Origin of the sequence: Pseudonocardia alaniniphila (assembly GCF_022524485.1) — a bacterium.
Lineage (GTDB): Bacteria > Actinomycetota > Actinomycetes > Mycobacteriales > Pseudonocardiaceae > Pseudonocardia > Pseudonocardia alaniniphila.
This window is the reverse complement of the sequence record NZ_JAKXMK010000010.1, coordinates 217,842-240,139: the sequence shown is the minus strand read 5'-3', so window position 1 is coordinate 240,139 and position 22,298 is coordinate 217,842. Positions and strand designations below refer to the sequence as shown.

Genomic DNA, 22,298 nt, shown 5'->3' with positions numbered 1-22,298 from the left:
GCGGCCGTCAGCCGGCGGGTCGTGTGGTCATCCCGCCCTGTCCGGCGCTCCGCCCGTCGTCCACCGTCTCCGTGATCATGGCGAGCGGAATCAGGCCGAGCAGGCAGATCACGGCCAGCACGACGTAGTGCACCGGGAACCCGAACCCGTCGATGATCCACCCGGAAACGACGGCGGCGAGCACGCCCGACAGCCCCAGCGCGATGCCGATCATGATGCCCATCGCCGTGCCGGCCGACCGCGGCACCGAGTCGATGAGCAGCGCGTAGACCACGGGGAAGGGCGCGTTGCGGAACAGACCCCAGGCGAGCAGGACGATCCATGCGCTCGCCGGGCTGGAGATGAAGATCATCGCCAGCAGGGTCACGGCCCAACCGATGACGAGGAACCGGATGGCGAACTTCCGCCCTGCGTGGTCGGACCACGCGCCCCACACCACCTGGCCGATCCATCCCGTCAGCCCGGAGGCCCCGGAGAGCAGGGCCGCCAGCGCGAGGCTCATGCCCTGGTCCACCAACTGCCCCGTCAGGAACGTGACGGCCCCGGCCTCCGCCCAGAGGAAGAGGAAGATCAGCACGACCGACCAGCGGACGTTCGCGCTGCTCAACGCCTCACGGACGGGAGCGAGGGCCGACCCGGTGTGGCGCACGGAGAGCTCCGGAAGCGGGCGCGTGAGACCGCGGCGGTCGATCCAGTCGTAGACCCGCTGCTGATTGCGCCTGGTGCCGAGAAAGGTCTGCGCGACGATGATCGGGATGCCGAGCAGCGGTATCAGCAGGAACGCCTCCCGCCACCCGGCCACACCGAGAACCACGGCGATGAGCGCACCGGTGAGGAACTGTCCGAACGGGAAGCCGGTGTGGTGCACGCCCACGGCGAACCCCCGGTGCTCCTTGGGCCACCACTCGCTGACGAGCGCGACGTTGACCGGCTCCGATCCGCCCCGGCTGATCCCCATCGGGATGCGCAGCAGCAGGAACGCCACGAAGCTGCCGGCGAAGCCGAATGTCAGGGCGCCCCCGAGGATGCCGATCAGCATCGCCACGTTCCAGGTCCAGGTCCGGCGGTATCCGGTACCTATCCGGTCGGAGACCCACCCGAAGACCAGCGCTCCTACGATCAGCCCGGCGAAGAACACCGAGTTGATCAGCCCGGCCTGCGTCGAGTTGAGCTCGAACTCCTCCTGGATGGCCGGCAGAACGGCCGGGAGGATCCCGCCGTCCACCGCCGTCATCAGGATCGCGCACGTGGTGATCGCGAGCGTCACCCAGGACAGGGGATGGGCGCGCGGCAGCCACGCCGACCCACGTATGGACTCTCGTGCTCCGGACAAATCGACCTCGCTGACGTTGACCGAGGGAGCTTCCGAGTGATCGGGCCGGCCCACGGCGGAGATCGCGTCAGCACGATCACCCGCTGATTGTCAGCGCCGTGATCAGCGAGGTCAACGCCGCCGACGGAGGCGCAATCACCAGACCCGACGTTTCACCCAAACTTTGCGTCTCACGCATCTTTGCGCCAGGCGCAAGATTCTGTACGGTGGCGGCATGGAACCGGACGGCGACCCTCACGTCGGCCTGCGGGAGCGCAAGCGGCAGGAGACGCGCACGGCGCTGAGCTGGGCCGCGATCCGTCTCACCGTCGAGCGCGGGCTCGCGAACGTCACGGCGATGGACATCGCCGCCGAGGCGGGGGTGTCGCACCGGACGTTCAACAACTACTTCTCGAGCATCCCGGAGGCGATCGCGGCCCGGCAGGCCGACCGGGCGAAGCAGACCGCGGCACTGCTGCGCGCCCGGCCTGCGGACGAGCCCTTGTGGGAGGCGATCGTGGAGGCGGTGCTCGCGCAGATCCACCACGATCAGCAGGGGTCTCGGGGCCGCACGCCCGATCCCGCGTGGACCCAGGGCGTCCGGCTGATGATGGAACACCCCTCGCTGCAGGGCGAGTTCCTCAAGGCACACGTCGCCACTGAGCACGAACTCGCGGCTGCGGTCGCCGAACGAACCGGCACCGACGCCCGCGACCTCCACCCACGACTCGTCGCCGCCGCGGCGTGGGCCGCTGTACGGGTGGCGATCGACCAGTGGGTCAACGCCGACCCGCCGGTGCCGTTCACGCACGTACTGCGCGAGTCACTCGACCGGCTGGCCGCCGGCCTTTCCCAGCCCTGATCCGTCCCTGACCCCTGTACGCCCAGGAGTGCCTGGGCTGGTTCGTCGTGTCCGTTGCCGTCGCCAGGTGAGGAGCACCGTCATGTCCACATTGGACGTCATCATCGCAGGTGGAGGCCCGAACGGGCTCCTGCTGGCGTGCGAGCTGCGGCTGGCAGGGGTCCGCCCGGTGGTGGTGGAGCGGCTGCCCGAACGCAGCCACGAGCACCGAGCCAACGGACTGGTCGGGCAGGTCGTGCGCATGCTCCACCGGCGCGGCCTCTACGAACGGCTGAGCGGGATGCCAGGGCCGCCGATCCCGGCGCCGCGGTTCGTGTTCGGCGGGTTGCCCCTGCTGCTGGACCAACTGCCCGACAACCCGTTGACCATCCTCGGCCTACCCCAGCCCGAGCTCGTCCGACGCCTGGAAGCGCACGCCCGTGAGCTGGGGGTGGACCTGCGCTACGGCCACGACGTGACCGCCATGGCCCAGGACGGCGACGGGGTGACCGTCGAGGTGAACGCGCCGGGAGGTACCCAGGAGCTGCGGGCGCGCTACCTCGTGGGCGCCGACGGCGGGCACAGCACGGTGCGCAAGCTCGCGGGGATCGGCTTCCCGGGCGTGACCCGTGAGGACACGGTGTCGCGGTCGACGCACGTGAGCCTGCCTGCGTCCGTGCTCGACCCCGGCACCGGCGGAGTGCGCGCCGGCGACGTCCACGTCCCGCCGTTCTTCCACTTCCGCACCGACCACGGCGTGTTCGTCTACGCGCCGTTCGCGGGAGGCCCGATGGTCACGACGCTCGAGTGGAACCGCCCCGCGGACGAGCAGGCGGAGCCGATGAGCCTCGACGAGATGCGGGCCAGCATCCGGCGGGTGCTCGGCGCGGACATCCCCCTGGGCCCTCCCGAGGGGAACGGGCCGCACCTTCTGCGACGCCTCACGGGCGGCAACACCCGGCTCGCCGAGTCGTTCCGCGCGGGCCGCGTACTCCTGCTCGGAGACGCGGCACACGTGCACTCCGCCATCGGGGGCCCCGGGCTGAACCTGGGGCTGCAGGACGCCGTGAACCTCGGTTGGAAGCTCGCCGGCACCGTGCGCGGCTGGGCGCCCGACGACCTGCTCGACACCTACGAGAGCGAGCGGCGACCGGTCAGCGAGCGGGTGGTGATGCACACCCAGGCTCAGTCCGCGCTGATCTCGCCGGGCGCCGAGATCACCGCCCTACGCGAGCTGTTCGCCGAACTGCTGGGCGAGGAGCGGGTCGTCCGGCACATCGCCGAGCTCATGTCCGGCGCCGACATCCGCTACGACTGGGGCCTCACCGAACCCCATCCCCTGGTCGGCCGCTGGGCCCCGGACCTCGAACCGACCGAGGGCGGGGAGAACCTGGCGGAGCTGATGAAGACCGCGCGCCCGGTGCTGCTCGACCTCTCCGGCGCGCTGGGGAACGCGGCCGAGAGATGGAACGACCGCGTCGATCTCGTCGAGGGCCGGGTGGCCGACGGGCCCACCGCGTTGCTGATCCGCCCCGACGGGTACGTCGCCTGGGCATCCTCCGACCGCGAACCCGACCTGGAGACGCTCCGGACCGCGCTCACCCGATGGTTCGGAGAGCCGGCGTAGAGCGCCGGCACCCCGCGTCATTCGGTCGGTTGGGGGCTCGAGCCCGCCCCGTTCGGGGTGCCGAGTGGCAGTGACACCTGCAGGGTCGTGCCCGCACCGGGCGGGCTGTGCAGCGAGAGCCTGCCGCCGAGTGCCTCGACGCGGTCCTTGATGCCGATGAGACCCGACCCGCCGCCGGCACGGGCGCCACCGCGCCCGTCGTCGCGGACGCTCAGGTGCAGGACCCCGTTGTCGGTCTCCATCCTGACGTCGACCCCGGAGGCGTCCGCGTGCTTGGCCGTGTTGGTGAGCGCCTCGGAAACGGCGTAGTAGGCCGCGAGCTCGATCGGTTCGAGCAAACGGCCGTCGACGCGGACGTCGAGGCTGACCGGAACGGCCGAGCGGCGGGCCAGCATTTTCAGCGCAGGTCGCAGGCCGCCCTCGGCGAGGGCTGCAGGGTGGAGGCCGCGGGCGAGCTCCCGCAGGTCGTCCAGCACCTCGCCCAGCTCGGCGACCACCCGATCCAGCTCCGCGGTCAGGTGGTCGGCGCCGGGAGGTACCGCCTGTTGCACGGCGCCGCGCAGGTGCAGGGCGAGGGCGACGAGGCGTTGCTGGGCGCCGTCGTGCAGGTCGCGCTCGATGCGACGGCGGGCGGTGTCGGCGGCGGTCACGATCCGCGCCCGCGATGTGGTGAGCGCAGCCTGGGCGTCGGCGTCGGCCAGGGCGGTGGCCACCAGCTCGGTGAAGGCCGCCAGCCGCAGCTCGGCGCCCGACGGGAGCGGCTCCGCGTGCGACGCGGCGATCATCACTCCCCACAGCCGGCCCTCGACGGTGATCGGCGCACCCGCCCCCGACCGTGCACCGAGATGCGCGAAGCAGCCCGCGATCGATCCATCAGGACCCTCGAACCGCTCCGTTCGCATCGGTCGGCCGGTTTCCAGCACAGTCGCCGCCGGGCCGACCCCCGTCACACCTAGCCGCGTAGTGCACGGGAACTCCACGCCCGGCCCGTTCCACAGCCCGACGACCGTGCCGGTGCGATCCGGCTCGTAACGGAACACCACCGCGAGGTCGGCACCGAACAACTGGCCGACCTCAGCGGCGACGAAGCCGAACGTCTCAGCCGGATCCGCTCCGCCTGCCACCAGCGTGGCCACCCGCCGCAGCGCCGCCTGCTCCTCGGCGAAGTTCCGCAGTTCCACCCGGGCCTGCGCGTTGGCGATCGCAGTGCCGACGAGCTCGCTGAAGCCGGTCAACCGGCCTTCCGTGTCGGCCGGGAGCGGGCCGCTCACAGACCAGGCGATCAGAACGCCCCATCGGCGGCCTTCGACGACGACAGGAGCGCCGACGACCGACTTCAGATCCAGACCACGAGCGAACGGCGCCCGCACCGCGATGTCCTCGTAGTTGTCGATACGTGCGGCACGTCCCGTGCTGAGCACCTGGCCGGACACACTCGTTCCCTCGAGCTTGGCCCGGTCGTACGGGGCCGGCGCGCATCCGGGCTTGCTCCACTCCGCCACGTGGACGAGCTCCGTCGCATCCTCGTAGCGGGCGATTCGGATGCCGTGCACGTCGAGCAGGTTGCCCGCCTCCGCCGCCACCGCGGCGAAGAGTTCGTCGGCGGGTGCACCCTTCGCGACGAGGGTCGCCACCCGGCGAAGCGCCGCCTGCTCGTCGGCGATGTCTGCGTGGGCCCGCTCGGCAGCACGGGCACGGCGGGCCGCATGCGCCGCTATCTCGCCCAGGAGAACCGCCACGACCAGGTAGACGATGAGGTCCACGAGGTTGGCGGTGTCCGGGAACTCCAGCGGATGCGTCGGGGGGAGGTAGAACCAGTCGAAGGCGAGCATGCCCGCCATTCCGACCGGGACCGCGTACGCCACGCTCGTGAACCGAGCGATCGCGGTCAGGGCGACGAGACAAACAGCGCCGAGGAGCGCGGCGACGACGTCGGAATCGATGCTCGCGAGAACTACTGCTCCCAGCACAAAAGTGCCGGCGCCCGTCATGAACGCCAGCACGATCTCCGCGCCGAGCGGGAGCCAGCGGGCCCGCTCCCATGGGGCCACGGAATCAGGTTACCCGCAGCGGGGTGGTCGCGCCCCTGACCAGCGCCTCCGCCCGAGAACACACTGTCGGCCGAGAAACAGCCTCCGGTCTCCGGATGCGTTTCCCGGCTGTCTCGGTGTGATCGGCATCTCCGATGATCGGCCGGTCCCGCCGATGATTTCGTGAGGCCCGCGCGGTCTACCGATCATCAACAGTGCAGGAGGAACCCGCGTGAATCAGCTGCTGAGGGTGCAGAACTTCAACGTCTCGCGTGACGGATTCGGTGCCGGTGAGAACCAGAGTCTGGAGAGGCCGTTCGGCGACGTCGACCCTGGCGACATGTTCGCCTGGGCCGGCGCCACGGCGAGCTGGCCCATGCGCACCGACCCAGGCGGAAGCCGGGGCCTCGACGACTACTTCACGCGGGACTACGCCCGCAACATCGGCGCCGAGATCATGGGCCGCAACAAGTTCGGCCCGCAGCGCGGGCCCTGGCACGACCACGAATGGCGCGGCTGGTGGGGCGACGAGCCTCCGTTCCGCACCCCCGTATTCGTGCTGACCCACCACGAGCGTCCGTCGTTCACCCTCTCCGACACCACGTTCCACTTCGTCGACGACGATCCGGCCACGGTCCTCGAGCAGGCGCGGGACGCTGCGGGGGGCAAGGACGTCCGGCTCGGCGGCGGGGCAACCACCATCCGGCAGTTCCTCGACGCCGACCTCGTCGACACCATGCACGTGGCCGTCTCGCAGGTGGAGCTCGGATCCGGCGTGCAACTCTGGAAGTCGCCGGACGAGCTGCTCGACCGGTTCCACCTCGATGTCGTGCCCAGCCCGAGCGGCGTGACCCACCACCTGTTCTGGCGGAGGTGACCGGGCTGCTCGCGCCGCGCCGGCAGCCGGTGGGCCCGGCGTTGATCGGCTGACACAGCCCGTCTGGTGGCGTGCGACGTGGTCCACCCCGGGGCAGGCGCCGTGCCGACCTGGCCCGACGGCGACTTCAGCTGGGTGTCGCGCCGGCCGGAGTGGGTTACGGGCGCGGGTGGACGAGGCGAGCCCGTGGCTGCCGGGGAAACTCGAAAGATCCACGATCGGCCGCAATGCTGTGCGCACTCGACAGAGGCGAGAAAAAGATCAGCACCCGTGGTAATCGAATCGCAAGGTCTTCGAACACGCGGTTACCGTGAACCGTCAGGCCGGAGAAGCGATCGGGAAGAGCCTGCCAACAACAAGCGCACCGCGGGGCAAATCACTCGAAACACACCTGGTGAGCAACCGGGATTTTGGAACCATCGTTGATGGTCACTTAGCGGAACCAGAGCACGTCTACCATTGCGCCGTTTACCACGGGCATTGCCCGCACACTGTCGATCTAGTAGATTTGCCGAAAGATCCGAAAACAGATCCGACTGCTCCCCATCACATGAAGATCACATATCTGCAACGGGCCGATCACATTCCCCGCGCGAAGCGCCCACACGTTTTCGGCGTTGCTCGCCCCCGCCAAGGAGACCCAATGCCAGCGTCGCGCCCCACCGCGCCCCGACGTCTCGCCCGGCGCGCCGCCGCCACCACCCTCGTCCTAGCCGCCGCGGCCCTCGCCGGGCCGCTGACGCCAGGCCAGGCCCACGCAGCCGACGAGCCCGCGAAAGCCGTCGCGAAAGCCGCCACCTACTCGACCGGGGCCACCGGAGCGCTCGCTGTCGACGCCGCCCATGGGCTGCTGGCGGGTGACGCCGCCGGCAGCGTTCAGCTGCTGGTGCACTCGCAACCGCGGCACGGCTCGCTGCAGCTCAACCCCGATGGCTCGTTCAGATACGTCCCCGCCGCCGGGTTCACCGGCCACGACAGCTTCACCTACACGGTGAGCAATGCCGTCTCGCTCTACTCCGACAACGTCCCGTCACTGGGCAGCTACGGCAACGTGGCGCTGAATGCAGGCTCGTTCGGCTCCGCGGTGACGATGGTGCCGGGCCACCCCGACGAGGTTTACGGGCTCGAGGATCGCGGCCCCAACGTCACCGCTGAGAACGGAGACGCCATCGAGCCGATTCCCGACTACGACCCGGCGATCGGCCAGTTCAAGCTGGATTCGGACGGTCGGGCGACGCTGATCCGCGAGATCCCGCTCACCGACCACTCCGGCCATCCGTACTCGGGCCGGGTCAACACCGACAACCCGACGGGCGAGACGACCGAGGACCTGGCCGGCCATGTCCTCCCACCCGACCCGAACGGCTACGACCCCGAGGGCATCGCCGCGCTACCCGACGGCACGTTCTGGATCTCGGACGAGTACGGCCCGTTCATCACACACTTCGATGCAAACGGCCGCACGATCCAGCGCCTCTCGCCGAAAGACGGAACCCTCCCCAAGGAACTGCTCAACCGCGTGCCGAACCGCGGGATGGAGGGCCTGACCGTCACGCCGGACGGCAAGACCCTCGTCGGCCTGATGCAGTCCGGGCTCCAGCAGTCCGACCTGGACGGAGAGGACGCGACGAAGATCGCGCCGACGCGGATCGTCACCTACGACCTGCAGACGCATGCACTCCACGAGTACCTCTATCTGCTGCACGATCCGGACTCGAACGGCACGGCCAACAGCGAGATCACCGCGCTGTCGGACACGACGTTCCTCGTCGACGAGCGCGACTCCAAGTTCCCGAAAGCAGACGGCTACAAGCGACTCTGGAAGATCGACCTGAACGGCGCGACCGACGTCGGCCCGTCGGCGCGCGTGCCTGGTGCGACCTACGACCCGGCGAAAGGCCTGCTCGTCGGCGGCAAGACGATCGAGGCGCTCTCGCTCTCGTCCGACGGGGACCCGCTGACCACTGCGGACGCGCTGAGTGCCTACCAGAGCGCCGGGATCAAGCCCGTCGCCGAGTCGCAGTACCTCGACGTGGACGGCCTGCTGGCGTCGCTGGATCCGAACCCTGTCGACGGTTACAGCCGCTTCTTCTCCCACGACAAGGTGGAGGGCGTCGCCACGCTGGACGGCGGCAAGACGCTGATCATCAGCAACGACAGCGACTTCGGCATCTCCGATGTCTCCGACGCGACGCCGAATCCGCCGTACGCCCTCGAGATGAAGGTCAGCCCTGCGACCGGCCAGCAGGACAACGGCGAGTTCCTGCGCATCGACATGACGAAGCTGACCGGCAGCACGGCGGCGACCAGCACGGCCACCGCGACGATCAACGTCGGCTAGCCATCCGAGGTCGACAAACGCCCGATGGCGGCTGCGACTGTTCATGCGGGCAGCGTCGACGGTGGCGTCCGGAGATGACCAGGCTGCGCCTCAGCACGAGCCGGGCTAGAAATCCTCGTCCTTCTTGACCGTCACGAAGACGCGAGTCCTGCGCATTTCGATGACCACACGCTTACGCGCCTCTTGCCCGAGCATCTCGGGAAGCCTGTTCATCTGCCACTCGTGTTCATCGCGCACAGCAGCCTCGGCATCCTGCGGATTCGCTGCGGCTAGTGCCTTCAGGGCGTAGTAGGAGCCGCCGAAGGCGTGTTGCGGTACGTGCGCGGTCGCCACGGCTTGACCTGCGGCGCGGGCGGCGAAGCACGCCGGGTCGTCCCCTGTCGCCGAACGTGCCGCGGCGTGAGCGGCCAGAGAGGCACCGCGGATAGCGGCCATGCTGAAAACGCCGGTGTCAACCCACCTGCGACAGGCGCCGATCGCGTCACGTGGGCGCCTGTCGGTTGGATGCGCTCGCTCGAAGTGCGGGAGTACGCGCTCTGCACAGTCGGCCGCCCAGGAAGCCATGATGCGCTGATCGTCCACGGAGTACTTCTTCACCGCGGCGACGATACGACCGCGGTGATCACCGGCGCCCGTCGTGCGCAGCCGGCGTTCGACCACTTCATCGGCCACATGTCAGCGTGAGCTACTGGGGTCCCAGGTAGTTGATCGCCTCGCGCAGCGCCTCGGATGACGTGCCCAGCTCGCCGAGGAATGGATGGGCCAACTCCGTGACGAGGAACAGGTTGACGGCAACGAGCACGCTGACCGCGGCGACCATCGCATAGTGCGTGCGGGCCCGCGTCTCGCCGTAGATGACGGCGAACCCGAGCACCAACCCGCTGAGCAGGAAGATCACCAGCCACAAGGACCACGATGGGCCGGCATTCGTCACCGCCATAACCAGTCGTTCCGTGCGCGACAGGCTCAGCTGATCCAGTGAAGCCAGCGAGTTGGCGAGGACGGCCCGTTGCCGGTCGTCGCGCGGTTGGACGCTTTCGTACGCGGCGTACAGGCGCGCCAGTGCGCTCTCCGCCTCCGGCGCGCTGTGACCGCTCGCGGCTCGGGACCACTCGGCTACTGCCGCACGTTCGTACTCCAGCAGGCTTTGGCGGATGCGGTCACTGTCGGCCGCTTCGAAATACCTGAGATCCCTGGCCATCTGTACGGCCGAGGCCCCCTCGGTTCGCGCCACCTCGTCCGCCGCATTGACCTGGCCCCACAGCACAACAACGATGAAACCGATCATGAATCCGTAAACAGGCCCGACAACGGAGAAGCCGACCTTCGCAACGTCGTTGTGCCCGCCTTGCGCGAGTCCGGGGAAACGATGCCGGACGTACGCCAGTACGGCTACCGTCCCGGCGGCGACGACGACCACGAGCGCGGCCAGGAGCAACACGGACGGGACGTTGCTCACGATCCAGCGGCTCACGGCCTCACACTCCCCGCATCGCTGACTCCTGCTAGGCGAGAGTCCACAATGGCGGGCTACTGACCGGCCCGGAAGCACCGGTAGACGAGTGGGTGGCGGATCGGGGTCCGAGCGGGGCCTCAGCCGGCCGCCGTCCGACGGCCCGTCACAGGATGTACAGGAAGGTGCCGGGTGCGGTCGCGCTGCCGCCCGTCGTCGTCAGGGCGACCTGGACCGCACCCGCAATTCCGCGGGTGGGGGCGATAGCGGCGACCTGTGTGGGGGACAGCACGGCGAAGGTGGTCGGCGTGCCGCCGAACGTCACGCCGGTGGTCGTCGCAAGATTGGTGCCCGTGATGCTCACCAGGACTCCGCCGGCCAGGACGCTCGTCGTCGGCGTGAAGCTGGTGGCGGTCGGCGGGGCGGCGTAGGTGAAGGACGCGCCCGAGTACGCCCCTCCGCGGGTGGTGATCACGAGGGATGCGACACCTGCCGCCCCCGCCGAGGCGACCACCGTGATCTGCCTGTCCGAGACGACGGTGGGGGTAGCGGTGCTCGCGTCGAAGGCGACCGACGTGGCCGTGGACAGATTGCGCCCGGTGATGGTGAGGGTGGTTCCCCCCACGAGTGGCCCGGACGCGGGTGACACGGACAGGACGACCGGCGGCGGGAGGTAGAAGAACCGCTGCGGGCTGCTGGTTCCCCCGCCCGTGGTGACGGTGACGTCCGCGACGCCCGTCCCCGAGGGCGTGACGACCGACACCGACGTGGGCGTGTTGGCCGTGATGACGGCCGGCCTGCCATCGAAGCGCACCGCGATCGCGCCGCCGAGGTTCGTGCCGGTGATGGTCGCCGCGTCACCCCCGCCGGCGGAACCCTGATCGGGACTGATCGCCATGTCTTCCTCCCCGTCGCGTGACAGCGGCGGCCGCTGGCGCTTCCTCCGGGCACCTACCGCCGTCGATGTGACCGGAAGTGGTGACGGAATGCTGTCGCTCAGTGACGCAGCGGTGGCAAGGTGCGGCAAGCTTCATAGCGTGAAATCACCCAAACGAGTGCATTTCGGGTACTGATGACGAACTCCTTCGGCCGTCGTCGAGCGACAGGATCTTGTGCACGCCTCAGCCGAGCTGCCCCGCAATGGCGACGATGGGGCCTTCGGGCCGCGGACGCAGCAGAGCCCACGGGCGCCCTCGAACTGCCCGAATGGGAAGCGCCGCAAAGGGACGAGTGAGCAGACGAGCTGCTACCCGCCGAACAAGTGGAATGTGGAGCCGCCTTGGGGAGTCGAACCCCAGACCTACGCATTACGAGTGCGTCGCTCTAACCGACTGAGCTAAGGCGGCCGATGGTGCGCAGCCAGTGTAGCGACCGCCTCCGGATGCCCTGCGACCACGGTCCCCCCGCTGATCGCCCTGTCCAGCAGATCGCCGGTCACTCGATAGAGTGGCCGCTCGTTCTGCGGCAGGAGAGATCCACATGGAGGACCGTCAGTTGAGGTTGATCGACCTGGGGTACATCTTCGAGCTCTACAAAGAGTTCGCAGGCGAGCTCGCCGCGGTCGGGAAGGCTCAGCGGGAGTACGCCGATTCGATGAAGGCGACCATGACGCCGCAGCTCGACGACCTGGAAGCGGAGATCACCTACCTGTTGCTGCGCGCCACCCGGCCCGCATCCGTGATGGAGCTAGGGACGTTCCACGGGTGGTCGACCACGTGGATCCTCAGCGCCCTGCGGGACAACGGGTCGGGGCACCTGCACAGCTTCGACATCATCGACAACGTGGTGCGCAACGTGCCTGCGGACCTTGCCGAGGGCCGGTGGACGTTCGTGAAGGGCGACATCAAGGAGACCCTCGCCCGGGTGCCCGCCGACACGGGCTACCTGTTCGTCGACGCCGCCCACAACGGCAGCTTCGCGCGGTGGTACCTCGACAACCTGTTCCCCCGCGTGCCGGCCGGCATCCCGGTGAGCGTCCACGACGTCTTCCACTTCCGCACCACGCTCCCGATGCACGAGGGTAAGGTCGTGGTGCGCTGGCTGGGTGAGAAGGACGTTCCGTTCTTCACCCCGTCCCGGGCCAGGTCGCGCGCCGACTACAAGGCCCTCAACGCGTTGCGCGACGAGCTCGGGCTCGCACCGATCCGCGGGGCGGGCGACAACCCGATGATCTTCTTCACGATGCCGTCCCTGCCGGCAGGAGGGTGACCACAGGCGCGTCGTAGCCGGGCTACTCGACGACGGCTCCACCAGACACGACCCCGCTACGCGCGGCGCCGCTCGACCGTCCACGTCGGATGAGGGCCGACACGCTCGCGAGCCGGAGCAGGCGGCCCCTCCGTGAGGTGTGCGATCGCGCGGCCACACGGGCGAGCCGGTGCGCCTCGGCCTCGGCGAGCAGGACACGTCGGCGGTCGTTCGCGATCTCTGCGGCGGCGAAGCTCTGGGAAAGCACTGTGGTCACGTCCTCGGTTCCGGTGCTGGTTGACGAGTCCCACCATCGGCTTCCAGAGGCGCCCGAACATCCGTGTCCGGTACGGAACGGACACGGATGTCCTGGTCCGTGCCGTTCCGTACGTAGGGTCGTCAGACGGTCGTCGCGCCCATGGCGCGCAGCGCCGACACTCCCCGTTCGCGGTCGGCACCACCGGCGAGGGCGAGGCTGCGCGCCCACTGGTACCGGCACCCGGCGGCGTCCAGGGCGCGGCCGGCAGCGAGCACACCGCCGCGATCGCCCGTGCCGAGCGCGGCGGCGCGGTCGACGAGCGCGGCCGCAACCGGGTTGTCGGCGATGAACGGGCGGGCTCTCAGCATCCGCTCGGCCGCGTCCGGCATGTCGGCGAGCACCGCCGCTTCCACCCACAGAGCCACGTACCAGGGGCGCCAGATGGCCTGGTACCAGCCCTGGATCTCGTCCGGCGAGGCGGTGAGCACGTGCAGTGCCCGGTCGGGCTGGTCGAGGTGGAGCAGCAGAAGAGCATCGAAGAACGCGCGGGGGTTCTTGTCGTGCTCCGGCCGATCCCGGGGCTCGAGGGCGCTGAAGATCCCCATCCACGCGGCGCGGTCGTCGGCCTCACCGCGCAGACCGTGCACCGTGGCCACGGCCTGGACGGCGCGGCGGAGCGTGGGGACGCGCGGTCGCCCGGCTCGCTCCCAGCCCTCACGGAAGCGCGCGCCCGCCGCCACGACGCTGTCCCAGTCACCGTCCAGCGCGCCCACGATCATCAGCCGCGCAACCGCGACGTGGCCGACCTCGCGGTGCAGGGGAAGGTCCCGGACACGCTCGGCGATCCGCTTCGCTTCGCGCAGATCACCGGCCGCGATCGCCGACTCGACCGCCATGATGTGCGCGTCGGGCAGCTCGAAGCCCGCACCGGCGTCGAGCTCCACCGGGGCCAGTAGATCGATGCGCCGCAACGCGCTCGCCAACGCCGCACGCCCGTCGCCCCTGGCGAGCTGCACGGTGGTGAGCCGGTCCAGCGCCGCGCTCTCCGCCAGCCGATCACCGGATCGCCTGGCGAGCTCCAGCGCGCGGTCGGCTCCGCGCGGAGCCTGCACATCGGTCTCCGGCACCGCGAACGCCTCGGCCGTGGCGAGCCGGGCCTGCGAGACGAGGTCCTCGCGGACGTAACCGCGGGCCTCGTCCAGTAGAGCCCGCGCCACATCCGGCTGCGGTGGACGTGACATGGCCCCCGGACCCCGGTTCATCAGCTCGGCCGCCTGCGCCAGATCCCGCCCTGCCCGCTCGGGCTCACCCGCGCGCAGAGCGGCGGCCGCCGCGGCGCGGCGTAACCGGACGGCGTCGTCCCCCGCCAGGTGTGCCTCCGCCGCACCCGCGGCCATGTGCAGCTCGACGGCGGCGTGCCGGTCGTCCGGGGCCAACCCGGCCGCCTGCTCGTAGCGCCACTGCGACTCGCCCGGCAGGCCGCGGCGATAGCACAGGGCCGCGAGCAGCCGCTTCCCCTCGTAGGCGACCCGTCGGTGTTCCGGTCGGGGCGCCGACCAGGCGAGAGCCGATCTCAGCTCGTCACCGAGCCGGTCGAAGCTCGTGCGCCACCCGACGCTGTCGACGTCGGCGACGGCCAGCAGGGCCCTGCCCGCGTCCTGCGACCACCCCAGATGTCGCGTCCGGGTCTCGACGAGCTCCCCGGTGTCCTCGAGAAGCTCGGCGCCGTACTGGCGCACGGCCTCCAGCGCCCGGTAGCGCGTGCCGTCGGTCAGGGTCGTCGGCACCAGCAGGCTGTGGTCGGCGAGCACGGCGAGATGCACGCCGATCTCGCGGGCGGCCACAGGAGGCCATCCCGCCACCGCCGCAGCGTCCTCCGCGCGGAACGCCCCGGCGAAGACGGCCACCCGGCGCAGCACCGCCTGCGTCTGTTCGTCGAGCAGCGCGTAGCTCCAGTCCAACATCGACCGCAGGGAACTGTGTCTGCTGTCGACGCGGCGTCCGCCCGTCAGCAGCTGCAGCCGGTCGGCCAGACCTGCTTCGAGCCCGTCCACGCCCAGCGAGGGCAGCCGGGCCGCCGCCAGCTCGATCGCCAGCGGCACGCCGTCGAGGCTGCGGCAGATCCGCACGATCCCGCTCCTGTCGGCGGCGGTGATCGGGAAGCCCGCGGCGGTCGCCCGTTCCTCGAAGAGCGTGGTCGCGTCGCCACCCTCGGCATCGTCCCCGGCCCGGACGGACATCCCGGCCACCGGGAAGACGCGCTCGAACGGCAGCAACAGCCGCGCCCGGCTCGTGGCCAGCACCACGAGCCCGGGGCTGCGCGCCAGCAGCTCCTCCACGAACAGCGCGACCCCGTCCACCAGGTGCTCGCAGTTGTCCAGCACGAACAAGGCCTGCCGGTCCGCCGCCCACGCGAGCACCGTGTCCCGCACCGAGCGTCCCTGCTGCTCACCGAGCCCGATCGCCCCGGCGACGACCGACGCAACCATGGGGGAGTCGGTCACCGGGACCAGGTCGGCGTACCACACCCCGTCGGCGAACCGCTCGCTCACATCGGCGGCCACGGCCAGCGCGAGCCGCGTCTTCCCGACCCCGCCGGGCCCGACAGCGGTGACCAGCCGCGGCCCGTCGAGCGCTGCCGCGAGCTCGGCCCGCTCGCTCTTCCGGCCGACGAACGACGTGAGCGGCGAGGGCAACGGGGTGACCCGCCGGGACGCGGGTCCGGACGGCGGCACGGGATCGCGGGACCTCTCCGCGGCGAGCAACGACAGCGCGCGCCGGTCGCTGACCCCGAACTTGCGCAGCAGGGACGACACGTGGCTCTCGACGGTGCGGATCGAGATGAACAGGCGGGCGGCGATCTCGGCGTTGGTGAGGTGCTCTCCGACCGCGGCGAGCACCTCGGCCTCGCGAGCAGAGACGGACGCCTCGGCCATCCCTTCCTGCTTCACGCGAGAGATTCTGCCCGGCCGCGCGAGGTGTGGATCAGCCCCGCTGCAAGGCGGTCATCATCGCCTCGACGGCGATCTCCGGCTTGACGTTCTGGTCGAGCGCGGTGCGGCACGCCAGCACGGCCTCCAGCCTGCGCAGCACCGACTCGGGTGACCACTGGCTTGCCGCCCGGCGGATCTCGGCGTCGCGGTCGGGGTTGGTCAAGGCGACCTGCGCGCCGCTACCGGCCACGAGCGTGTCGCGGAAGAAGCCGGCCAGGTCGATCAGCGCGCGATCGATCGCGTCGCGCTGGTTGCGGGTGTTGCGCGACTTCTGCTGACGCTCCAGATCCCGCTCGGCCGCCTTCGCCCCGCGCGCGGCGGCGGCGACCCCCTTGCCGACGCCGCCGGCGCCCATGGCGACGGCCAACTCCTCCCGCTCCGCGGCGTCCCGGGACTCGCTGAGCTCCGTGGCCTCGGCCTTGGCGTTGCGCACCAGATCGCCTGCGTGGGCGAACGCGTCGCCCAGCCCACGGATCCGCAGCGGCAGCGACAGCACCGTCTCGCGGTAGGTGCGCGCCTCGGCGTCGCGGGCGAGCCGCCGGGCCCGGCCGACGTGGCCACCCGCCACCGACGCGGCCCAGGTGGCGGTCTCCGGGTCGATCCCGTCGCGGCGCGCCAGCACGTCGGCGATGGCTTCGGGTGACGGGGTGTGCAGCGGCACCGGCCGGCAGCGCGAGCGGATGGTGATCGGCACGTCCTCCGGATGGTCGGACGGCGCGCACAGCAGGAAGATCGTCTGGTCGGGTGGCTCCTCGATGGACTTGAGGAGAGCGTTGGCCGCGTTCTCGGTGAGCCGGTCGGCGTCGGTGATGATCAGGATCTGGTAGCGCCCGCTGACGGGACGACGAGCGGCGGACTGCACGAGCTGCCGTACCGACCGCACCGAGATCGACAACCCCTCGGGGACGACCTCCCGCACGTCGGAATGGGTGCTCGCCATGACCGTGTGGCAGGACGGGCACTGGCCACACCCGTGGAACGGGCACTGCAGAGCGGCCGCGAAGGCCCGGGCCGCCACCGAACGTCCGGAGCCGGGCGGGCCGGTGAACAGCCACGCATGGGTCATCGCGGCAGGGTTCTCGGCGGCGGCGCTCAGCTCGGCGACGGCCGACGGCTGACCGACCACCTCGTCCCACACCGTCATGGCGTCCAGCTTATGGCGCGGTGGGAGCCGGGGCGGGAGTCTCCGCCACCGCGTCGTCGATGGTGGGGGCTGCGGGCCGCCGTGGCAGGAACGGCCGAATGCCACTGTGGACGCGATCGGCCACCTCGTCGGACGATCCGTCGGCGTCGACGACGACGTAGCGATGCGGCTCGGCGGCCGCCAGCCCGGTGAGCAGCCGCTGCACGCGCAGGTGCTCCTCACCGGAGATGCCGCGCACCGGCGAGTCAGGCTCGGTGGGGGCCCGGTCGAGCAGCACCGACACGTCGGCTCGGAGCCTGCCGGTGGCCCACGCGGCCAGGTTCTCCAGCTCGCCGGGGTCGAGCTCGGCCTCGGCCCGGTCGGCCGCCACGCCGAACTGCACGAGCGGACTCATCAGGAAGCGGTCGACGATCACGACGGCGCCGCTCTCCAGGGCCGGCCGGATGACCCGCTCGACCTGGTCGGCCCGCACGGCCGCGGCGGCGAGCGCCTTCGCCCGCACACCTGACAGCGCCGCCTCCCGGGTGGCGGCAGCCCAGCGCTCGCGGTCGCGCTCGCCGTCGTCGATCGCGACGACGACGTGCCCTTCCTGCCGCAGCCGCGCGGCCAGGCGTGCGGCCTGCTCGGTGGTGGCTTCCGCGGGAGCGCCCTCGACAGCGATCAGCATGCCGGACCCGGACCGGGGATGACCTCGGCGGAGAGCGGCGAGCAGATCGGGGAGCATGGGCTCGGTGCGCCGGTCGTCCATCTGCCGGTAGGCGAGCATCCCGACGCCCGCGGCCACGAGGCCTCCGGCCAGCATGACGATCCGGGTGCCGTCGATGAGAAAGGGATAGCCGAGCACCTCGACGCGCCGGGCGCTGACCAGGCCGACGAACAGCGGCACCACCGCCATCGACCCGAGCAGCGTCAGGCGGACGATCGACTGCACGAACGCCACGATCCGGCCGCGCACCTCGTCGGCCACCTGGGAGCCGATGATCGTGAGCCCGGTGAGGAACGCGATGCCGGCGAATCCACCGACGAGCATGACCGCCACGATCGCCACGAACAGGTGCGGGGCGAGGGCCACCAGCACGAGCGCCAGCCCGGCGGCCACGATCGCGGCCCCGAACAGCCGGTTGTGCGGCAGGCGGCGAGCCATCTGCGGCGCTGCGCCCATCCCGATCGCCAGCCCGATGAACACGGCGGCGAACAGCACGCCGTAGGCCGCGTTGCCGCCGCCGAGGCTCGCGGCGTAGAGCGTGGCCGAGCCGACCACGGTGCCACCGGCCGCGAACGCACCGACGATGCCGACGACCAGCCCCCGGATCATCGGCGTACGCACGACGAACGTGGCCCCGTCGCGCATCATGGCGAGCACGCCGGGCGCGACCTCCCGGCGGGAGGTGGCCCGGCCGGATATCTCGGGAATGCGGAACCAGACCGTGAGCGCGATGATCAGGTAGGCGACCCCGCTCAGGACCAGCGCCACGAACACCATCGAGAGCGCCGAGGTGCCCAGCACCCGGCCGATGCTCGAGAGCACGGAGAACAAGCCGGACGCCGTGATCACCGCGACGCCGTAGGTCATGACGAGAGCGAGCTGGTTGGCCGTTTCGACCTGGTCGGGGCGCCGGAGCAGGTTGGGGACCGAGGCGTCCTTCGAGGGAATCCAGAACAGCGCGCAGATCTCGATGAGGAACGTGGCGGCGAACAGCCACCACAGCGAGCCGATGAGGAAGATCGAGACGAAGAGCCCGAACCGGAGCAGGTCGCAGACGACCATGACGACGCGCCGGTCGAACTTGTCGGCGAGTGCGCCCGCCAGCGGCCCGAGCACCAGCGCCGGCAGCAGCTTCGTGGCCACCACGCCACCCAGGGCGAAGCTCTGCGCCTGGTAGCCGCTCGTGAGCTGGGTGGCCAGCGCGGACAGCGCCAGCAGGCTCAGCCAGTCGCACGTGGCCGCGACGGACGTGACCAGCCACAACCGGCGGAACGCTGGGATCGCCAGCACACTGCGCACACGGTGTGAGGTGGGCGGCGACAACGCCTGCATGGGTGCTTCTGGCGGAGCAGACTCGGGGGCGATCGCTCCTCACCTCCTCGCCGGGAGGCCGCCCACCGGGGCCGGCCTGGGCGGAACCGGGGACCGCCGTCGATCGCCCAGGGTAGCCCGGTTGACCGATGCGGCCCGCATCCGGGCACGCCACTCACAGCACCTTCTCAGCGCTCACGCAGGCGGTGCCGCTCGCAGCCCGGAGCTACGGATCGAGCAAGGACGAGATCAGCTGGACGATGATCAGCGCGAACACCAGAACGAAGAACCACGTGAACAGGCGCGTGCCGATCCGGCTCCGCAGGTGCCGGGAGAACCCCAGCACGGCCAACTCGTCGACGACGGGCGGGCGGGCCTCGGGCTTGTTCGTCCCGGCCGTCCCGGGTGGACGACCGGGCTGCGCTGGGCCACGCGGCGCGCCTGCGCCGTGCGGCGAGGCCGGAACGGCCCGACCGCCAGGGCTCGGAACGGACGAGCCTGTGCCGGGGCCGCGCGGGTGGACCTGCTCGTCACCTGCCTCCGCCGTCATGGTGGCGGATGTTAGGCCCGTGACCAGGAAATGACCTCGCGCCCGGCACGCCGCTGGCCGGCGACCACTCGGTCGGGCCAGCACGCCACCCGATCAGCCGCCGTCGCCGTCACCGCCGTCACCGTCGCCCCCGTCGTCACCGCCGTCGCCCCCCTCGTCGGCCGGTGGCTGGGCGCCGCCCTGAGGCTGTCCCGCCTGTGGCGGACCGCCCGGGGCGGCGGGCGGTGGCGGCACGGTTCCGCTGCTGACGCTCAGCACGATGGTCTCGCCGGGAAGGGCGGTGCCGCGCGGGCTCTGCCCGACCACCGTGCCGCGCGCCGCCGCGTTGTCGACCGTGCGCGTCGAGACGGTCCAGCCTGCCCGCTCCAGCGCGCCGCGAGCGTCGTTCTGGCTACGGCCCACGACGTCGGGGACGCGGGACTCCGCGCCACCCTCCAGGTACCGCTGCTCCACGGGTGGCAACGGGATCACGGGCTGGCCCTGGAGCAGGGGTGACATCGCACCGAACCACGTCTCGGCCGGGGTCTTGCCACCGAAGATGTTGCCGCTGCGGCAGGCGAACGGCGAACCCGCGCCGTCACAGAGCGGCCGGGGCGAGTTGGAGTTGTCGAACGTGATGACCGCGCCCGACATCTGCGGGACGACGCCGACGAACGCCGCCGACTTGTGCTGCTGCGTGGTGCCGGTCTTGCCCGCCATCGGGCGGTTCCACCCGACCTGACGCGCGGCGCCCGCCGACGTGCCGTTGAGGTCGTCGTGGCTCAGCGCGGTCATCATCGCGTTGGCCAGACCCGGGTCGACGACCTGCTGGCAGGGCGCCTCGGTGAGGGGCACGGGGTTGCCGGCCTGGTCGGTGATGGACTCGATCGGGCTGGGCGGGCACCACATGCCGCCGCTGGCGAGGGTGGCGCCCACATTGGACAGCTCCAGCACGCTCGTCGGGCTCACCCCGAGCGTGAACGACGCCTGCTTCTGCGCCTTGGTGACCTCGGCGATCGAGCGGTCGGTGGGACGTCCGGTGGACGGGTCGACGAACGGCGTGGTGGCCAGCGAGCGCATGCCCAGCCGCACCGCCATGTCGACGACGTCGGGCACCCCGGTGAACTCCTCCAGCTTGATGAACGCCGTGTTGGGGGAGAGAGCGAGGGCGTCGGTGAGCGACAGGCGCTCCGGGAGCCCGCTGCTCGCGTTCTGCACGGGGAGCGGGCGCCCGTTGCCGTCGACGTAGATCGGCGACGCGTACCCGCTCGGCGGCACGGCGAGCTGGTAGTTGATGCCCAGCCCCTTCTCCAGGGCCGTGGAAGCGGTGAAGATCTTGTAGGTCGACCCGGCACCGAGGTTGACCGGCTCGTAGGGCAGCCCGTAGCTCGTCTCCTCCGCCTCGGCGTCCAGGCCGAACGTGCGACTCGACGCCATGCCGAGCACGCGGTGCTTGTCCTGCCCCGGCTGCACCACCGACATGACGTTGGCGACGTTGGCCTGCTGTGGCGGAACCTCCGCGACGAGGGACGCCTTCACCTTCTCCAGCACATTGCGGTCGAGAGTGCTCTTGATCGTGTAGCCGCCGCGGTTGAGCTGTTCCTGGGAGAAGCCGGCCTCGGTGAGGTACTCGGCCACGTACTTGCAGAAGAACCCGGCGTCACCGGCCCCGATGCAGCCGTTGGGCTGGGTGATCAACGGAGTGACCACGCCGAGCGGCGCGGCGAGCGCTGCCTGCATCTGCGTCTGGTCGATCATCTGCTGGTCACGCATCTGCTGGATGACGATGTTGCGGCGTTCGAGCGCCGCCGCAGGCTTGCTGACCGGGTCGAACGCGGTGGTGCTGTTCACCATGCCCGCGAGCAGCGCCGCCTGCGGCACGGTGAGCTTGTCGGGAGTGGTGTCGAAATACGTGCGCGCGGCCGAGGCGATCCCCGAGGCTCCGTTGCCGAACGAGACGATGTTCAGGTAACGGGTGAGGATCTCCTCCTTGCTCAGCGCCCGCTCCATCTGCAGCGCGATCTGCGCTTCCTTGAGCTTGCGGGCCGGGGTCTGCTCCGTGGCCTTGAGCCGCTCGGTCTCGGTCTCGGCCTCGACGTAGAGCATGTAGTTCTTCACGTACTGCTGCGTGAGCGTGGACGCGCCCTGCACGACGTCGCCGGAGGCGGAGTTCGCGATGAGGGCGCGCATCGTGCCCTGCCAGTCCACGCCCTGGTGCTGGTAGAAGCGCCGGTCCTCGATCGCGACGATCGCCGCCTTCATGGCGGGCGAGATCTCCTCGGCCTTCACGGCTTGCCGGTTCTGGTTCTGCTCGAAGAACCGGGCGATGGGTACGCCCGCCGAGTCGGTGACCGTGGTGGTCTGCGGCAGGGGCTGGTCGACCAGGTCGGTGGAGACCGTGTTGACGCTGTCTCCCACGTCGCTCGACGTGACCCCGATCCCGGCGGCGAGTGGGAACGCCATGCCCGCCACGACCAGCCCCGCGAGCACGCAGAGTCCGAGCAACATGGCTGCGGGCCGCAGGAGCGGATGCCGGGGGCTCACGGGCAATGAGGGTACGCGGGAGAGTGTCGTCCTACCGTCAGGTCACCCTTCAGCTGATTTGAGTAGTTTTGCTCGGTTACCCGCGGAACCAGAGGCTTCCAGAATCCGTCTGTGCCGGTCGTGACGATCACGACTCCGGAAAGG

The 22,298-nt window shown here is 70.6% G+C and carries 16 protein-coding genes and 1 tRNA gene; 5 read left to right on the top strand and 12 right to left on the bottom strand.

The window, feature by feature from the left end; translation table 11 throughout:
• Positions 1-7 precede the first annotated feature (7 nt).
• On the bottom strand, positions 8-1,267 hold the full coding sequence (locus tag MMF94_RS13560; protein WP_241036731.1) for an MFS transporter: 1,260 nt from the start codon (positions 1,265-1,267) through the stop codon (positions 8-10).
• 280 nt (positions 1,268-1,547) lie between these two features.
• Here MMF94_RS13560 and MMF94_RS13555 point away from each other — a divergent pair, with 280 nt between their 5' ends.
• Both MMF94_RS13555 and MMF94_RS13550 read left to right on the top strand, forming a co-directional pair.
• The gene (locus MMF94_RS13555; protein ID WP_241036730.1) at positions 1,548-2,174 is read left to right on the top strand and encodes an acyl-CoA-like ligand-binding transcription factor; all 627 of its coding nucleotides are present in this window, start codon (positions 1,548-1,550) and stop codon (positions 2,172-2,174) included.
• Positions 2,175-2,256: 82 nt separating this feature from the next.
• Positions 2,257-3,780 carry an FAD-dependent monooxygenase gene (locus MMF94_RS13550; protein WP_241036729.1) on the top strand — a complete coding sequence of 508 codons (1,524 nt, stop codon included), beginning with the start codon at positions 2,257-2,259 and terminating at the stop codon, positions 3,778-3,780.
• Positions 3,781-3,797: 17 nt separating this feature from the next.
• Here MMF94_RS13550 and MMF94_RS13545 read toward each other — a convergent pair whose 3' ends face one another.
• Positions 3,798-5,831, bottom strand: a complete 2,034-nt coding sequence (locus MMF94_RS13545; RefSeq protein ID WP_241036728.1) for a sensor histidine kinase — start codon at positions 5,829-5,831, stop codon at positions 3,798-3,800.
• Positions 5,832-6,042: 211 nt separating this feature from the next.
• On the opposite strand from MMF94_RS13545, the gene MMF94_RS13540 reads away from it, so the two are divergent.
• Together MMF94_RS13540 and MMF94_RS13535 are read left to right on the top strand one after the other, a co-directional pair.
• Complete coding sequence (locus tag MMF94_RS13540) at positions 6,043-6,687, top strand: dihydrofolate reductase family protein (protein ID WP_241036727.1); 645 nt, start codon at positions 6,043-6,045, stop codon at positions 6,685-6,687.
• A 310-nt stretch (positions 6,688-6,997) separates the two neighbouring features.
• Complete coding sequence (locus tag MMF94_RS13535; RefSeq protein ID WP_241036726.1) at positions 6,998-9,028, top strand: esterase-like activity of phytase family protein; 2,031 nt, start codon at positions 6,998-7,000, stop codon at positions 9,026-9,028.
• A gap of 105 nt (positions 9,029-9,133) precedes the next feature.
• On the opposite strand, the gene MMF94_RS13530 is transcribed toward MMF94_RS13535, so the two are convergent.
• The 4 genes from MMF94_RS13530 to MMF94_RS13515 all read right to left on the bottom strand — a co-directional run bounded on the left by MMF94_RS13530 (position 9,134) and on the right by MMF94_RS13515 (position 11,827).
• Positions 9,134-9,700 carry a putative immunity protein gene (locus tag MMF94_RS13530; RefSeq protein ID WP_241036725.1) on the bottom strand — a complete coding sequence of 189 codons (567 nt, stop codon included), beginning with the start codon at positions 9,698-9,700 and terminating at the stop codon, positions 9,134-9,136.
• 13 nt (positions 9,701-9,713) lie between these two features.
• The gene (locus MMF94_RS13525; protein WP_241036724.1) at positions 9,714-10,502 is read right to left on the bottom strand and encodes a bestrophin-like domain; all 789 of its coding nucleotides are present in this window, start codon (positions 10,500-10,502) and stop codon (positions 9,714-9,716) included.
• Positions 10,503-10,647: 145 nt separating this feature from the next.
• Positions 10,648-11,379: an IPT/TIG domain-containing protein gene (locus MMF94_RS13520; RefSeq protein WP_241036723.1), complete on the bottom strand. Its 732-nt coding sequence runs from the start codon at positions 11,377-11,379 to the stop codon at positions 10,648-10,650.
• A 371-nt stretch (positions 11,380-11,750) separates the two neighbouring features.
• A tRNA-Thr gene (locus MMF94_RS13515) sits at positions 11,751-11,827 on the bottom strand.
• Between the two features lie 133 nt (positions 11,828-11,960).
• Between MMF94_RS13515 and MMF94_RS13510 the strand changes: the two genes are divergently transcribed.
• Positions 11,961-12,689, top strand: coding sequence for a class I SAM-dependent methyltransferase (locus MMF94_RS13510; protein ID WP_241036722.1), 729 nt, complete (start codon positions 11,961-11,963; stop codon positions 12,687-12,689).
• Between the two features lie 22 nt (positions 12,690-12,711).
• Here the strand turns inward: MMF94_RS13510 and MMF94_RS13505 are convergent, their stop codons facing one another.
• The 6 genes from MMF94_RS13505 to MMF94_RS13480 form a co-directional block, all read right to left on the bottom strand.
• Positions 12,712-12,945: a hypothetical protein gene (locus tag MMF94_RS13505; RefSeq protein WP_241036721.1), complete on the bottom strand. Its 234-nt coding sequence runs from the start codon at positions 12,943-12,945 to the stop codon at positions 12,712-12,714.
• Positions 12,946-13,067: 122 nt separating this feature from the next.
• Positions 13,068-15,878 carry an ATP-binding protein gene (locus tag MMF94_RS13500; RefSeq protein ID WP_241036720.1) on the bottom strand — a complete coding sequence of 937 codons (2,811 nt, stop codon included), beginning with the start codon at positions 15,876-15,878 and terminating at the stop codon, positions 13,068-13,070.
• A gap of 34 nt (positions 15,879-15,912) precedes the next feature.
• On the bottom strand, positions 15,913-17,064 hold the full coding sequence (locus tag MMF94_RS13495; protein WP_241036719.1) for a DNA polymerase III subunit delta': 1,152 nt from the start codon (positions 17,062-17,064) through the stop codon (positions 15,913-15,915).
• Between the two features lie 10 nt (positions 17,065-17,074).
• The gene (locus MMF94_RS13490) at positions 17,075-19,060 is read right to left on the bottom strand and encodes a bifunctional MFS transporter/dTMP kinase (protein ID WP_241036718.1); all 1,986 of its coding nucleotides are present in this window, start codon (positions 19,058-19,060) and stop codon (positions 17,075-17,077) included.
• 247 nt (positions 19,061-19,307) lie between these two features.
• Positions 19,308-19,631: a hypothetical protein gene (locus MMF94_RS13485; protein ID WP_241036717.1), complete on the bottom strand. Its 324-nt coding sequence runs from the start codon at positions 19,629-19,631 to the stop codon at positions 19,308-19,310.
• 93 nt (positions 19,632-19,724) lie between these two features.
• Positions 19,725-22,154: a penicillin-binding protein gene (locus MMF94_RS13480; RefSeq protein ID WP_241036716.1), complete on the bottom strand. Its 2,430-nt coding sequence runs from the start codon at positions 22,152-22,154 to the stop codon at positions 19,725-19,727.
• Positions 22,155-22,298 lie beyond the last annotated feature (144 nt).